The 15,109-nt window shown below is 41.9% G+C and carries 12 protein-coding genes; 1 reads left to right on the forward strand and 11 read right to left on the reverse strand.

Features of this window, described 5'->3' with window-relative positions:
* Positions 1 to 123: 123 nt before the first annotated feature.
* From HWV01_RS17965 to HWV01_RS18015, 11 genes are all read right to left on the reverse strand, one after another.
* Positions 124 to 852 (reverse strand): hypothetical protein, encoded by a 729-nt coding sequence (locus HWV01_RS17965; protein WP_211672839.1) that lies wholly within the window; start codon positions 850 to 852, stop codon positions 124 to 126.
* Positions 853 to 1,622: 770 nt separating this feature from the next.
* Positions 1,623 to 2,285 carry a hypothetical protein gene (locus HWV01_RS17970; protein WP_211672840.1) on the reverse strand — a complete coding sequence of 221 codons (663 nt, stop codon included), beginning with the start codon at positions 2,283 to 2,285 and terminating at the stop codon, positions 1,623 to 1,625.
* A 568-nt stretch (positions 2,286 to 2,853) separates the two neighbouring features.
* Complete coding sequence (locus HWV01_RS17975) at positions 2,854 to 3,144, reverse strand: hypothetical protein (RefSeq protein WP_211672841.1); 291 nt, start codon at positions 3,142 to 3,144, stop codon at positions 2,854 to 2,856.
* Positions 3,145 to 3,504: 360 nt separating this feature from the next.
* Positions 3,505 to 6,411 carry an aminomethyl-transferring glycine dehydrogenase gene (gene gcvP, locus HWV01_RS17980; RefSeq protein WP_211672842.1) on the reverse strand — a complete coding sequence of 969 codons (2,907 nt, stop codon included), beginning with the start codon at positions 6,409 to 6,411 and terminating at the stop codon, positions 3,505 to 3,507.
* Between the two features lie 142 nt (positions 6,412 to 6,553).
* Positions 6,554 to 6,940: a glycine cleavage system protein GcvH gene (gene gcvH, locus HWV01_RS17985; protein WP_211672843.1), complete on the reverse strand. Its 387-nt coding sequence runs from the start codon at positions 6,938 to 6,940 to the stop codon at positions 6,554 to 6,556.
* Between the two features lie 167 nt (positions 6,941 to 7,107).
* Entirely contained in the window at positions 7,108 to 8,202 is a 1,095-nt protein-coding gene (gene gcvT, locus HWV01_RS17990) for a glycine cleavage system aminomethyltransferase GcvT (RefSeq protein ID WP_211672844.1), read from the reverse strand.
* A gap of 451 nt (positions 8,203 to 8,653) precedes the next feature.
* The gene (locus tag HWV01_RS17995; protein WP_211672845.1) at positions 8,654 to 9,871 is read right to left on the reverse strand and encodes an FAD-dependent 2-octaprenylphenol hydroxylase; all 1,218 of its coding nucleotides are present in this window, start codon (positions 9,869 to 9,871) and stop codon (positions 8,654 to 8,656) included.
* A 22-nt stretch (positions 9,872 to 9,893) separates the two neighbouring features.
* A complete protein-coding gene (gene ubiH, locus HWV01_RS18000) occupies positions 9,894 to 11,099 on the reverse strand; it encodes a 2-octaprenyl-6-methoxyphenyl hydroxylase (protein WP_211672846.1) in 1,206 nt (401 codons plus the stop codon).
* 108 nt (positions 11,100 to 11,207) lie between these two features.
* The gene (locus HWV01_RS18005; protein ID WP_211672847.1) at positions 11,208 to 11,975 is read right to left on the reverse strand and encodes a tetratricopeptide repeat protein; all 768 of its coding nucleotides are present in this window, start codon (positions 11,973 to 11,975) and stop codon (positions 11,208 to 11,210) included.
* A gap of 163 nt (positions 11,976 to 12,138) precedes the next feature.
* Entirely contained in the window at positions 12,139 to 12,705 is a 567-nt protein-coding gene (locus tag HWV01_RS18010) for a UPF0149 family protein (RefSeq protein ID WP_211672848.1), read from the reverse strand.
* 144 nt (positions 12,706 to 12,849) lie between these two features.
* Positions 12,850 to 13,752, reverse strand: coding sequence for a LysR family transcriptional regulator (locus HWV01_RS18015; protein ID WP_211672849.1), 903 nt, complete (start codon positions 13,750 to 13,752; stop codon positions 12,850 to 12,852).
* A gap of 167 nt (positions 13,753 to 13,919) precedes the next feature.
* Here HWV01_RS18015 and HWV01_RS18020 point away from each other — a divergent pair, with 167 nt between their 5' ends.
* Positions 13,920 to 14,852 carry a DMT family transporter gene (locus tag HWV01_RS18020; protein ID WP_211672850.1) on the forward strand — a complete coding sequence of 311 codons (933 nt, stop codon included), beginning with the start codon at positions 13,920 to 13,922 and terminating at the stop codon, positions 14,850 to 14,852.
* The last annotated feature ends 257 nt before the right edge of the window (positions 14,853 to 15,109 follow it).

Here is a 15,109-nt window from a genome sequence, read left to right on the forward strand (position 1 = left end):
CAGAATGGGGAAAAGGTTAATGAATCAGGTAATTATCCGCCATAAAAAGAAAATATATGGCGGTAGATTGGCGACACGTTAACGCCGCAAACACAGCCGCAATGTGTCCGGTGATTTGCTTTGTTAGGCATTTGGTAATTTAAATGGAAAAGTTGATTTACACTTATGACATTGAACATGTATATATTTATGCAACTCTCGCTTATCCATTCGGAGTAGTTCATTACAACTTGGGCAATTACCCGAAACTTCATTAGAGTTACCGCCAAAGCTGATAGAGCTTCCACCACCAAAGCCAATACCACCCTCACCACCAAAACCAATGCCACTTCCTTGCACAGATATTTGTCCCTGAGTAGTTATTTTTCGCATCGATACCGCCCCACCCGAACCTTGAAAGGTAGTTCCATCTACAAAGTTTTTACTATTGTCAGTTGCATGCAAATGTGTTCTTTCAGAGTTAACCGTTGAATTTTGGATTACATTAGTACTTCCACCTATTGCTACAAAATTAGAGATGTCAGCATGTACTATGCTACTGCGTAATTCTTGATAACTTTGATTTTCGGTTAATACAGAGAACTCTTTTTGGTTACTACCAAGTGAAGCAATAAATTCGCTAGTTTTGGCTTCAAGAGTTGGGGACGCTTCAATAGTTTTAGCAATCTCTTGTATTGCTTCTTCGAGTGTAGATACTTTACTAACGAGGTCATTAGCCGTTGAAATTGCTGACCAGAGCTCTTCCAACTGAGCCTCAAAAGCTTTATCTCCTAGATGACGATCTAATGCTAACCCTGCTTGTTGAATTACAGGTATTGGCAACATACTTAAGCAGAAACCGAGAAACCTCATTGGTTCTTTGATTCCGTGCTTTTCCCACATTCTCCGAACGGTGTTCGATGCTACTTCAATTGATTTGTTATCACTCAATTCTCAGATTCCTTTTGATGCCTGACATTTATAAAGTAGGACAGCTCAACTCCCCAAATCTGTTCACCCTAGTCAATAGTGACTAATCAGGTGAAAAATAGATAAAACGCCAATCTGACATTAAAACCTACTTTGAGAAAATGTGCATTCCTGTAATTTATTTTTTAAGTCCTGTTAATCATTAACAGACCCCGTACTGGACTGATAATATTACTTTTTTAGTCAACAACAATATAAATTCTAATTTACCTTAGTTAACTATGATACAACGCCCAAGTATTACTAAAGTAATAACTTATTAATACATCCTTAATAATTTATCACTTGACCATTAATGGAAAACGACGGCAGAGTGACTGCGTAAAATAGGGCTTCAGCTCCCCCATTTCCAAATATGATATAACACCTCTATTAAACATATTATAGAAAATAGACGTTCGTATTAGATGTACTCTGAATCATAGATTCACCAAGATAGTGCAAAATCATCTTGGTGGTATATAAGGAATTTAAAGGATTAAACTGTAAGAAATAAGGCTTTAATAGGACATTTTAATCGGGTGTATTTTTGGCTCTGCGCATTAGAGTCTTTATGTTCAATAGGGCGTTCAGGGACGATTTCACCACTAGTTCTAACAAGATGGTGGATCAATATACCAAGCCATTTTCGACAAAAGAAGATGGTAAATGGATCAATTTATAACCACCGTTTTATGGCACACCTCGTCGAGGCAATCGAGATTATGATAACCAGGTTCAAGAATAGGTATCCAAATTTCACTATTGCTATCCAATCCTTCGATTTCCCTCGAAATCTCCAAATCGTAACCATCATAAAATTTTATTGAATACCTTTCTGAACAACCTGTTGTGCTATCAACATACCTAACCATTTCATAAAAACCTTCTAATCTCCTAGCTTCCCTAAAAGTTAAACTCAGCTTATCTACTAGATAACTATCCCTTTGACTATCAATCACTTTATAATCATCGCTTACCTTTGGGTAAATAGAAAACTCAGCAGAAACAATTCCCTTACCCTCCCATCCCCTTAGAAACCCTGACCATAAATTACCTCTAAGGTTAGATTTATCAGTAATTTTTTTTGCATTCCATTGAATTATTTTCCTTCTCCCATTTGAATGATAAAGAACAACCTCAGCACTCTTGTCTTGCACTAATAATTTTAAAAAATACTCCTCATCATTTGGGAAGAACTTCAACACTGGTTTCTTATTTGCCTTATTCTCAACTTGATCTAGCAAGCGATTAATTGCAGTATCTGGAGTATCAAATCCAATGGCAAATCCCTCTAAACGCTTAAACGTTGACTCTTTAATATCTACAGAAATCAAATCAAACCCCAATCATAAATGAATATAAATCTATCATATATGATCCAGTCACATTTACAACCTAAAGATATAATCACACGGTGAAAATTTGAACTTACACAACTGCGTATAACGCATGTTATGTGAAATCTAAATAAGTAAGTAGTTCGCGAGGTCAATCTAGCGAACTACTTAACCCTATATAGATTCAACATACAGTAAGATAATCCCACTAACTAAATTTCATCAATTCAGACCCTATTTAACATATTGTATGTAACACGCAGAACCAAAAGCATACTCACTTAAGATCCTCATTAAATCGCTTATTTATACATGTTAATTAAACTATAACAGGCTAAAAATGGAGGGATGATTTTGCACTAAATTGGGGAATCAATGTTTCAACTAAAAGTAAGCCTGAAACATCTATTATATCAAGTAACGCCTGCATAACATGACTTTTTAATCGGGAGCGGTCTTAGCTGCGCATTAGAGTCATTACATTCAATAGACCGCATATAGCTGAATTTCTCTCAGAATAAAAAGCCTCCAACGAGGAGGCCAAATTCACTGTACCACTACAATGTTAAAGCTGGGCGTAAATCCTGCGCATACCTCTGTCACCTTGTTTATAACCGTGAGGGATTACTTGGAATTGCTTTCCTGTAAGTTCTAAATTCGATATTTTTGCTACAGTACATAAGTCCCATTCGTGACCAGGTGTTATATGACCACCTTCCGTCTGGAAACACCTTAGTATTTCATTACCTGCTCTTGATATACCCACCGCACAAGGCTGAGCAACTCTTGGTAAGCCACTATAAACAAATGAAATCTCTTCATTATTATTGATAGCTCTGATAATAGATTCAATCATCTTAACACCTCTTTAGTAGTATGATTAATATATACCTTGGGATTAATTGAATAAATTACAAGAGCAACTTAAAGTTAACATTTCAAAAACATGACTTTCGATTTCCAAATCAATCCCCTCTAGTAAATATTTAACGGCGGCACTTTGGCGGCATAGGATGGGTCGTACTGGATACATATGGATAGGGCTACCGATTACAAAAATTTACCACTGTAATTACATCCAGTGGTGTTTTGGGCTTCAACTCCCCCCGCCCCTAATGCTCTTTCATCATCCAATAAAAAAGCGAGCCCTACTTTCGCAGGATTCGCTCTTATCACTTCATGTCTTTAACGTTTTAACACGCTAAATTAACCAAAATTAATCGTTATACGATTCAACGGGTGGGCATGAGCAGAATAAGTTACGGTCGCCATACACATCATCGATGCGGTTTACTGTAGGCCAGAACTTGTCTTTCTTCACGTAAGATGCAGGGTAAACCGCAGTTTCACGGTCATAAGCACGCTCCCAGTTAGCGTCAACAATATCGGCTAGTGTGTGTGGTGCGTTATGGAGTGGGCTTTGTTCTGCAGTCCACTCACCCGATTCAACTTTTGCAATCTCGGCACGGATGCTGGTCATTGCTTCGATGAAGCGATCTAGTTCAGCTTTAGATTCTGATTCAGTCGGCTCAATCATTAGCGTACCCGCAACTGGGAAGCTCATTGTTGGCGAGTGGAAACCATAATCCATTAAACGTTTAGCAACATCAGACTCGGTAATACCCGTTGTTTCTTTAAGTGGGCGTAAATCAACGATGCACTCGTGCGCTACGCGATCATTACGGCCTTTATAAAGTACTGGGAACAGTGGGTCTAAGTTTTGAGCCAGATAGTTAGCGTTTAAAATAGCTGTCTGTGTAGAACGTTTCAGACCTGCTGTACCTAGCATGTTGATGTACATCCACGTAATCGGCAAGATACTTGCGCTACCGAACTGTGCAGCAGATACCGCACCGTTGTTACGGCTTTCTTTACCTGTGTCAGCAACCGCGTGACCAGCAACAAAAGGTGCCAAGTGCGCTTTAACGCCGATAGGACCCATACCTGGACCACCGCCACCGTGTGGAATAGCGAATGTTTTGTGTAAGTTAAGGTGAGAAACATCAGAACCCATAGAGCCCGGTGATGTTAATGCAACCTGTGCGTTCATGTTCGCGCCGTCCATATAAACTTGGCCGCCGTTGTCATGAATGATGCCACAGATTTCTTTAATCGTTTCTTCGTATACACCGTGTGTCGATGGGTACGTGATCATGATGCAAGAAAGATTGTCTTTTAGCTCTTCCGCTTTTTCACGTAAGTCAGCAACGTCAACGTTACCGTTTACATCACACTTAGTAACGACGACTTTCAGACCCGCCATTTGCGCTGATGCAGGGTTAGTACCGTGCGCAGAGCTAGGGATCAGACAGATGTTACGATGTGATTCGCCACGTGACTCATGGTATTTGTGAATCGCTAATAGACCTGCGTATTCACCTTGAGCACCCGAGTTAGGCTGCATACAAATTGAATCGTAACCTGTGATGCTAACTAACCAGTCTTCTAACAGGTCAATCATCACTTTATAACCAACCGCTTGATCTGCTGGGCAGAACGGGTGCATGTTGCTAAATTCAGGCCATGTTACTGGGATCATTTCGGCAACCGCATTCAGTTTCATGGTACAAGAACCTAATGAAATCATTGAATGGTTAAGGGCTAAATCTTTATTTTCCAGAGATTTAATATAACGCAGCATTTCTGTTTCAGAATGGTGCGTATTAAATACTGGGTGTGTTAGGAATGCTGATTCACGCTCAAGTTCAGCTGGGATAGACGTGCTACCAGTTGCTGCTAGTTCAGCTTCTAGCGCATCAACCGAGATACCATGGTCATCGCCCAATAGTACGTCGAATAATGTCGCTAGGTCTGCTTGCGTGATTGTTTCATCTAAGCTGATACCAACTTCATGTTCAGCGTCAAGACGGAAGTTAATGCCCGCTGCTAATGCACGAGTAACCACTTTCTCTTTGTTATCTAACTGATCGTTGTCTAACTGTACTGTGATTGTATCGAACCAGGTATTGTTAGTCAGGCTTAAACCGCCTTTAACAAGACCAGCGGCTAATAAATCAGTGAAACGGTGTACACGCTTAGCAATATCTTTAAGGCCTTCTGGACCGTGATACGTTGCGTAGAAACCAGCCATGTTCGCTAGTAATACCTGTGCAGTACAAATGTTTGAGTTAGCTTTTTCGCGGCGGATGTGTTGCTCGCGCGTTTGCATTGCCATACGCAGTGCAGGTTTACCATGAGTGTCTTTAGAAACACCAATGATACGACCCGGCATAGAACGCTTATGTTTGTCACAGCTTGCGAAGAATGCAGCGTGTGGACCGCCATAACCCATTGGTACACCAAAGCGTTGTGAACTACCAAACGCCATGTCAGCACCTAGCTCTGCAGGTGACTTAATGCGTGTAAGAGCAAGTAGATCAGAACCCACTGCAACAACACCTTTTTTAGCTTGGATAGCCGCAATAATATCGCTGATGTCTGTTACATCACCGTCTGTACCTGGGTACTGTAGTACCGCACCAAACAAGTCATGCTCAGGCGCTGTTTCTGCAGGGCCTTGAATGACAGTGAAACCGAAGTGCTCTGCACGTTCGATCATCACGTCAGCTACTTGTGGGTGTACGCTGTCGGCGATAAAGAAGTTATCACATTTTTTGTTTTTAGAAACACGCTTACACATTGCCATTGCTTCAGCGGCTGCTGTTGCTTCGTCAAGTAAAGATGCGCTTGCTAAATCCATGCCTGTTAGGTCACAAGTCATGGTTTGGAAGTTAAGAAGTGCTTCTAAACGACCTTGTGCAATCTCTGGTTGGTAAGGCGTGTATGCCGTGTACCAGCCTGGATTTTCGAATACGTTACGTAGGATAACATTCGGCACATTCGTACCGTAATAGCCCATACCAATGTAGCTTTTATTGACTGTGTTTTTGGCTGCGATGGCTTTTAATTCTTGCAGTGCTGCAACTTCAGATAACTGATGGCCAGCAACAATGTCTTCTGCCAATAAGATCGAGCTTGGTACTGTTTGTTGAATAAGGTCTTCTAAAGAGTCTGCGCCAACTTTCGCTAGCATTTCTTTAGTTTCTGTTTCGCAAGGACCGATGTGGCGACGGGCGAAATTATCAATCTGCTCTAACTGGGCAAGTGGGGTATGGGTTTTCATGCAATTCCCTGTATTTATACTTTTAACAAATAACAAAATTAAATTAGTGTTTAACAAACTTAAACTAATACTTTAAAAAATAGCAATTAGCGTTTTAACACTAAAAAAAACCCCGAGGCAAGCTCAGGGTTTCAACAACAAATTAGTCTTCGATTGACTCAGCATAACCGTCAGCGTCTAACAGCGCGGCGAGTTCGCTTTCGTCAGAAGCTTTAACTCGGAACAACCAGCCTTCGCCGAATGCATCTGAGTTTACTAACTCTGGAGAATCTTCTAATTCTTCATTGATTGCTACAATTTCACCACTGATTGGTGCGTAGATATCTGATGCGGCTTTAACAGACTCGCCTACTGCGCAATCTTCGCCAGCTTCAACGTCGTCGCCAACATCGGGTAAATCAATGAATACCATGTCACCTAGAAGGCCTTGAGCATGGTCAGAAATACCGACAGTATAAGTACCGTCACCTTCGTTACGAACCCATTCGTGTGAAGGTGCAAATTTTAATTCAGCTGGGATATTACTCATTGTTGAAACTTCCTTTTGTCTTTTACTTAAATGATTATGTTTTTATTTGGTAACGCTGTAGACACTGAATTGCGATTATTTATAAGCAGAATTATTACTATTCTTTCGAAATAAAAATCTGCAACTCAGCTGACGTCATACAATTTTCAGTTAAATCAAACGTAGCACTAAACTAGTTTTTTACCATTACGAACAAACGCTGGTTTAGTTACTGCAACAGTAATAAGTTTTTTACGCATTTCAACTTCAGCCGTTTCACCGATTGATGCTGGAACACGTGCAAATGCAATACTAAAACCAAGTGTTGGTGAGAAGCTACCACTGGTGATAACGCCTTCACATGCTTCGCCTGCTGCGTTAGTGAATACGACTTTTTGACCAGTACGTAATACACCTTTCGCTTCAAGTACTAAACCAACAAGTTTGTCAGTGCCTTCTGCTTTTTGAGCAGTTAGCGCTGCGCGACCGATAAAGTCACGTTCTTGTGGTTCCCAAGCAATCGTCCAGCCCATGTTAGCGGCTAGCGGCGATACAGTTTCATCCATATCTAAACCATAAAGGTTCATGCCTGCTTCTAGACGTAGTGTGTCACGTGCGCCTAGACCTGCTGGTTGAACCCCTGCGTCCACAAGTTTCTGCCATAAATCGCAAGCTTCATCTTGTGGTACGACAATCTCATAACCTGCTTCACCGGTATAACCCGTTGTAGCAATAAACAAACTACCCGCTTGTACACCAAAGAATGGCTTCATGCCTTCCACTGCGGCGTTTTGCTCAGCAGTAAATACAGTAGCGGCTTTTTCTTTGGCTTTCGGGCCCTGTACTGCAATCATAGACAGTTCAGGTAATTCAGTAACGTCTACAGAAAATTCTGCAGCTTGTTTGTTGATCCATGCTAAATCTTTAACACGAGTCGCTGAATTCACCACTAAACGGTAGTATTCATCATTGAAGAAGTAAACGATAAGGTCATCAATAACCCCACCATCTTGTTGTAACATTCCGGTATATAGAGCTTTACCAGAAACAGTTAATTTTGCCACGTCATTGGCAAGTAAATAACGTAAGAACGACTTAGCGTCAGCGCCTTTGATATCAACGATGGTCATGTGTGACACATCGAACATACCCGCATCTTCGCGTACAGCATTATGTTCAGCAATCTGGGAACCGTAATTGATTGGCATATCCCAACCATGAAAGTCCACCATTTTTGCCCCTGCTTCTACGTGCTTCGGGAACAGTACTGTTTGTTGAGCCATTCTATAATTCCTTTAATTGACAGTTATTAATCAAGACTTTGGGATCAAGTAAAATTGCTTTCTTGCTTTTATATTAAAGCGTCATGTAAAACCTATTACATGATAATAATTCAATTATACCCTTAGAAAGCATTCGTTAAAATTATTTAAGGAATAGAAAATCTAATGGTTAATCAAATGATAATGCGCATAAGGCTAACACTTTAATAGAGGAAAAAGTTATTCGCGGGGAATAATGACGTCATAGATCACAAAAAAACCAATCAAAGCAGCTTGTTTTACTAACTTCGAGCTATATTAACAATGATTAAACTGTGTAGATCTTGGGTAGGAACGGCTTTAGCATTATAATAACTAATGCAAACAGGACGTTTACATTAGTTATGCTCATCGTTAACATTATGGTGCAAGGTTGATTAATTGCACTATTTAACGATTATGTGTGATTGGCTTAGCTATTGTGCTCTAATTTAGCCAGCTCAGGCAACTCACCATCTAACCCCATGGCACGTTTAATGAAGCTTTGCTTTAGCCCAGGTAATGTATTGGATAAGGTTAGACCAATATCACGGAAAATACGTTTCGCCGGATGACCACCACTAAACAAACGCTTTAACCCTTCCATGCTCGAGATCATCACTGCCGCTTCGGCTTTACGCCAGCGTTCAAATTTACGCAAATGGGCATGGGTGCCAATATCTTTGTTCGCGCGATGATTTTCTAATACACATTGCGCCAAACTTGCCGCGTCTAACAAACCAAGGTTAACACCCTGCCCTGCTAATGGATGAATAGTATGCGCAGCGTCACCAATTAATGCGACTCGCTCGGCAGCAAAACTACGGGCATAACGCATTTTAAGTGGGAATGCCTGACGTTGACCTTCAACTTTGCACAGCCCTAAACGGCCATCAAACGCCACTGTCAGTTGTTTGTTGAATTCGGTTTCGTCCATTGCTAACAATTCAGTGGCACGCTCTGGCGGTAGTGACCAGACGATCGAACACAGATCCGGTTGCCATAACGGTAAAAACGCTAACGGCCCTTCTGGGTTGAAGATCTGACGGGCGCAGGATTGATGCGGTTCAACAGTGCGAATATTAGCGACAATGGCATGGTGATTATAATCCCATGTCGTCAGCGGAATATTCACTTGTGCACGCGTCCATGAGTTGGCGCCATCAGCACCCACAATCAGCTTCGCATACACAGGATCTTGATCTTCTAAGGTTAACCAAGCTGCATCGTTAGCACGACTAAGTTTACGAATACGAGTACCCGTTAATAAGGTAATGTTGCTGGCTTTTTCAATTTGCTCTAGCAGTGCTAATTGGATCACTTTGTTTTCAACTAAATGACCTAATGTGTCTGTCATTAGTGCATCGCCGTCAAAGTTGATCTGGCCAAAACCGTTACGATCCCAAACTTGCATGGCGTTATACGCTTGATGGCGGCGACTTTCGATACCCGCCCATGCATCTAAATTTTGTAATATGTTTTGGCTTGCGCGGCTTAGCGCACTCACGCGTAATTCAGGTGATTCACCTAATTCTCGATTAAGTTCATTACCTTCGATAACCACGATCTTAAGCGTGGTTTCCTTCAATGCAGCAGCAAAAGCAAGACCAACCATGCCACCGCCAACAACCGCAATATCATAAGATTGCATATAACTTCCTAATCCGAATCTTTTAAAATAACTTGAATGCGCCAAGTGCTTGACGTGCTAATGCGCGTTTATATTCAGGTTTGTAACCCATGGTATGTAGCGCTAAATTACGCCCTGCCACCAGCGGTGCATAATTGTTAGCAAAGAGCGTCGCTAATGAGGTTGTCATCCAAATAGTGGTTTGGTGATCGCCTTGACGCTTGTGCCAGTAACCTTTCGTCACTGCTTGAGCACCGATGTCTTGGTCGCTTGCAAATGCTTGTTCAATTTGGTGATGCAATACTGCAACATCACGTAGTCCAAGGTTATAACCTTGACCCGCAATGGGGTGTAATGCATGCGCAGCGTTACCAATCACAACACTACGATGTTGGGTTGGCTCTAGCGCTTCTGTTAATAACAACGGGTATGAAAAACGTTGGCCGACTTTGGTGAGCTTCCCTAAGCGATAGCCAAAACGCTGCTGTAAACGAGATAAGAATGCATCATCACTCAAGGACATGATCGTATCGACTTCGTCACTGCGCACTGACCAGACTAACGAACTGCGTTGCTCTGTCATCGGTAGCAGTGCCAACGGTCCCGTGTCAGTAAAACGCTCGAAAGCTTTACCTTCATGGGGTTGGCTCAAACTCACATTGGCAATGATCGCGGTTTGTTCAAAGTCGGTCACTTCAATGGGTACATTGGTTAACTGGCGTACCATTGAATTGTTACCATCGGCACCGACCAATAGTTTACAGCGTATTTTCTGGCCGTCATCGAGAATAAGATCGGTATAACTCACTTGACGATCCAGGCTGACTAACTGATTGGGGCAGTACCAATTGATGTTCTTAATCTCGGCAAGATCTTGTTGGAATATATGCCCTGCGGTTTGCAGTTCGATCACTTGCCCTAATGCAGGCAAATTGTATTCACTGTGATCGAGACGGGTGATCCCCCAGTGGCCACGATCAGACACATGAATATGCTTAATGGCCGTTGCGGTCGGTGCGATCTTATTCCACAAATTGAATTGGGTTAAGATCTTTTGTGAACCGTAAGATAATGCAATCACACGCGCATCAAAACCAGGATGATTACTGGTAGTTGGTGGATTAGCATCAATTAAGGCTATCGATAATTGACGGCCATCTTCGCGTTTTATTTGGCTTACGGCGTGTGCAAGTGTCGCACCGACCATACCGGCACCAACAATTGCAATATCATATTCAACCACTGACATTTTGATCCTAACAAGTTATTGAAATTAAAAAACGATGACACGATACAAAAACCAACAGCACAAACAATTCGAATGATAAGACTTAACGCTTTATGACAGCATTAGCAGCTATCCTTCGAATCTGGTTTCGATTGGTAAATAAGCTAAAAAGCCTTGTTGTAAGTGATCAAACAGCGCTTTACCCACCAGTATTTCGGTTGAGTTTAACGCTTGTGTCATCTCTGGTTCTGCGGCGATCGCTTCTTCAACACCGGCTTTAGCCGCTAATAATGTCCACGCATACGCCTTTAATTTATCGGGTTCAACACCTTCTCCGCGATAATACATGACCGCAATGTTCTGCCATGCTTGGGTATAACCTTGTTCAGCTGCTTTGTTGTACCAATCAAATGCAGCGATATGATCTTTAAAACAACCCGAGCCCTGATCCAGCATACTGGCCAAATTATACTGCGCCTGTACCAAGCCTAATTTTGCTGCTTGCTCAAAATAACTGAACGCCAGCACAGCATTCGGCTTACCCAGCTGCCCTTGTAATTGTAGCAATGCCAAATTAAACAGTGACTCAGGGTGCTGACAATCGGCAGCACGTTGATAACAGCTTATCGCTTGGCGCAAATAAGTTTGCTGACCATCACCTTGCTCATACTGTAATGCTAATAAATACAAGGCCGTCACCACACCTTCATCGGCTTGTGCACGACAAAATTCAAACGCTTGTTGTGGGTCCGTATAGGCATGGTAAGTTTGGCTGAACTGGGTATTACGTTGCACATGCTGTTCGCGAGTAAACGCTGCTTCAGGCAACACTATAGGTGTTACAGCGGCACTCGGCTTACTGCCTAACTTGGCTGTTAATTTGTTTATTAAAGACATAAAACATTCCTTGTCCTATCTATCTAGCTACAACGACAAACAGTACCTAGCCTCGCCATAATCTTTGTTATAACAAGTATCCTTTTAGATACGCTTGCGATAAATCATCTTTTGAACAGATAACGGGATAATTCATACCGTTATCTTTTCACGTATAGCAATATTAATGTAGCACAGGTGCTGCGTTAGTATCGCCATCACTTAATTCGTTAAAGCAATAAGTTGCGCCCATACGCACGTATTCTACGATCTCGTAAAATGCTTCTTCTGCTTCGTTGCTATCATCTCCACCATCTACGTCCAGTTGCGCAATACTCGCAAAGTCAGTAATCAATTCTTTCACTTCATCGCTGGCTTTCGTTGATGCTGAATGCACCATGCCAAAACCACCAAGGAAACCTTGCAGCCATTCGGCTAATGCTTCCATGCGTGTTTCTAATGGTTGATCCATATCTGGGATCAACAATTCAAAACCTAACGTCATGTCTTCTAATGCTGCTGCGCTAGCCTTATAAACCTCAGTTAATACTGACGCCACTGAATCAGGGATACCAAGGCCTTCGTTAATTAACTCATCAAACGGTGCTAACCAGGCTTTGTTGTCTAGCTTGATACCACCACATAACAAACCACAGATCACGCCGTGCACATCGGCAGGGTTCACTAATAAATCACTTTGTTGTAGCTGCGCGTTTACGTCAGCAAAAAGAGGAAGTTTAACTTTATCCATGCGAGGACCTTACCAATAGATTAATGTATTTAGAATAATGAGGGCTATATTAACCCAGATCAAGACCATAGCCAAACGAATGCCTCTCTCTCGTTGCCCAGTCCTTAACCACTTTTAAGCGGCTGCAACTGCGTTAGCTTCGTTCTACTGTTCTTGATCATAGCATTGCAGTTCGAGCCAGCGGCCTAGTTTCAAAATATCAGTTTGCTTGGCGCGCGATTTTTTATACACAAAATAGAAATTATCTCCGGTTAAGATCTCGTGCATGGGGAGCCGCACAAGATTATGCTGCCGGTCTTGATCATTCATTAAGTAATGATTAAGCAAGGTAATCCCTTGATCATAACGTGCCGCTTCAGCCGCCATTAACATATGACTAAAATAGTTCATTTTCGCCTCTGCCGGCAGCGTAAAACCACCTAACTCACACCAACGCTGCCAGTCTTCACCCAGTTCATCATCGGGATATACCGATTGCACCGACAACAAGGGATGTTGCCACAAGGCATCAGGTAAAGGTTGATCTTGGATCTGTTGCCAAAGTTTTTTTCCGCACACCGGATATAAACGCTCTGCATATAAAAACTGACTGACAAAATTACGCTTCGGTGGGTTCACGGTAATAAAACAATCCGCCACTTGATCGCTGCAATCAGGTTCATCTGCCACCATGTTTAATGACAGTTCAATCTCGGGATATTGCTGGCGTAAGTTATCTAACCGTGGGATCAGCCACTTTACCGCTAGCGAGCTGTATAAGGCTAACCGGATCTTGCCCGACTTACCTTCTCGGAGCTGCTGACTGGCAGTAGAGATATTCGCTAATGATTGACTAATTTCTTCGTAATAGCGCTCGCCCATATCAGTCAGTGACAAGGTTCGTCCTTTACGATTAAACATCGATTCCCCCAGATATTCTTCTAACTGACGTACCTGATGACTGACCGCACTTTGAGTAATATTAAGTTGTTCGGCCGCTTTGGAAAAACTGTTAAAACGGGCAACTGCTTCAAAACATTGCAACGCACGTAACGGGGGAAGTTTCATTATTAGCTCAGCTCATACTAAAAATATATTTATCATTATACTTCATCACAGCTTTTGGAATATGCTAGCCACATCACATTTTTATCTTTCAACTAACCAGCCTTGTTTGCTGTTTATGTTGCTACTTAGCTTTTTATTATTTTATATTTTTATAGTTGGAATTCACCATGCCTAAAATGTCTGTCGGTTTAGCAATGATCTTGCTCATTATTGGTAACATTGTTGCCGTTTTTTCTGATGCCTTAATTAAGACATTATCGGACGATACAGCCGTGTATCAATTTGTGTTTTTCCGACAACTGACAGCCGTACTGCTGCTTATCCCATTTTGTTTAAAAAGCAGCAGAGAGAGTTTGATTGATGGACTAAAATGGCATGCGGTACGTGGTCATATTTGGTTGCTTGGCGCAATATTCATGGTTTATGCCATCAGTGCCATGCCGTTGGCCACCGCAAATGCGATCTTTTATGCCGCGCCACTCATCATGTTGCCAATGGCGATGTTATGGTTTCAAGAAAAACTGACCATGCATTCTATTACAGCGGCTATATTAGGCTTTATTGGGGTATTAATTGTGATCCGCCCAACCGAAATTGATTGGGCTGCAACAGCGGCAATCGTGGTGGCATTTACCCTCGCTGCGAATAATTTATTGATCCGAAAATTACCAAAACACCAAACTGTGTTCCAAACGCTACTATTAACCAATTTAGTCGGTATGCCTGCATCATTAGGCTTGGCAGTATGGGAAGGCCAACCGTGGGATTTCGCCCCATTATTAACAGCGGCAGGTTCTACCTCGTTTATCCTTATCTATGCGGGATTTTGTGTGGTGGCCTATCGTTCTGGTGACGCCAGCAAAATTGCCAGTGCCGAATACAGTGGTTTAATCGGAGCCGTGGTCGTGGGTCTTATCTGGTTCGATGAAATTCCAGATATCGGAATGGCGATTGGTACCGCCTTTATTATTCTGCCTTTATTGTGGCTAGCAAAAGTCGAAGCGAAAAATAAACGTTTAGCTGCGCAAGGAAAAGCTGAACAAGAATTAAACACCCCATTGCCTAAACCGATTTTAGCGACAAATACAACTGGCGCGTAACAGATCGAGTACTATACTTAGGTGTTATTTACGACCGCTACACAATGCTGTGATAGCGGTCAAATTACCGCGTAAATTAGAGTAAAATAGTTAATTTTTTTATCTACTTTTGACCTGTAAATCCCCGTATTTTATAGCGATTAATCCAAACCAATACATAAAACTAAGACTAAGCTGTTGGATTTATGGGCAACTTGATTAATCTCGATCCGGAACTTAAAATTTCAATCCCATAACCTCTTGCAATGCTTACTATT

Source organism: Moritella sp. 5 (assembly GCF_018219455.1).
Lineage (GTDB): Bacteria > Pseudomonadota > Gammaproteobacteria > Enterobacterales > Moritellaceae > Moritella.

Bases quoted from the DNA above. Each gene is read 5' to 3' on its own strand.
- HWV01_RS17965 (WP_211672839.1), bottom strand. From the start codon at position 852: ATGAGGTTTCTCGGTTTCTGCTTAAGTATGTTGCCAATACCTGTAATT.
- HWV01_RS17975 (WP_211672841.1), bottom strand. From the start codon at position 3,144: ATGATTGAATCTATTATCAGAGCTATCAATAATAATGAAGAGATTTCA.
- gcvP (WP_211672842.1), bottom strand. From the start codon at position 6,411: ATGAAAACCCATACCCCACTTGCCCAGTTAGAGCAGATTGATAATTTC.
- gcvH (WP_211672843.1), bottom strand. From the start codon at position 6,940: ATGAGTAATATCCCAGCTGAATTAAAATTTGCACCTTCACACGAATGG.
- gcvT (WP_211672844.1), bottom strand. From the start codon at position 8,202: ATGGCTCAACAAACAGTACTGTTCCCGAAGCACGTAGAAGCAGGGGCA.
- HWV01_RS17995 (WP_211672845.1), bottom strand. From the start codon at position 9,871: ATGCAATCTTATGATATTGCGGTTGTTGGCGGTGGCATGGTTGGTCTT.
- ubiH (WP_211672846.1), bottom strand. From the start codon at position 11,099: ATGTCAGTGGTTGAATATGATATTGCAATTGTTGGTGCCGGTATGGTC.
- HWV01_RS18005 (WP_211672847.1), bottom strand. From the start codon at position 11,975: ATGTCTTTAATAAACAAATTAACAGCCAAGTTAGGCAGTAAGCCGAGT.
- HWV01_RS18010 (WP_211672848.1), bottom strand. From the start codon at position 12,705: ATGGATAAAGTTAAACTTCCTCTTTTTGCTGACGTAAACGCGCAGCTA.
- HWV01_RS18015 (WP_211672849.1), bottom strand. From the start codon at position 13,752: ATGAAACTTCCCCCGTTACGTGCGTTGCAATGTTTTGAAGCAGTTGCC.
- HWV01_RS18020 (WP_211672850.1), top strand. From the start codon at position 13,920: ATGCCTAAAATGTCTGTCGGTTTAGCAATGATCTTGCTCATTATTGGT.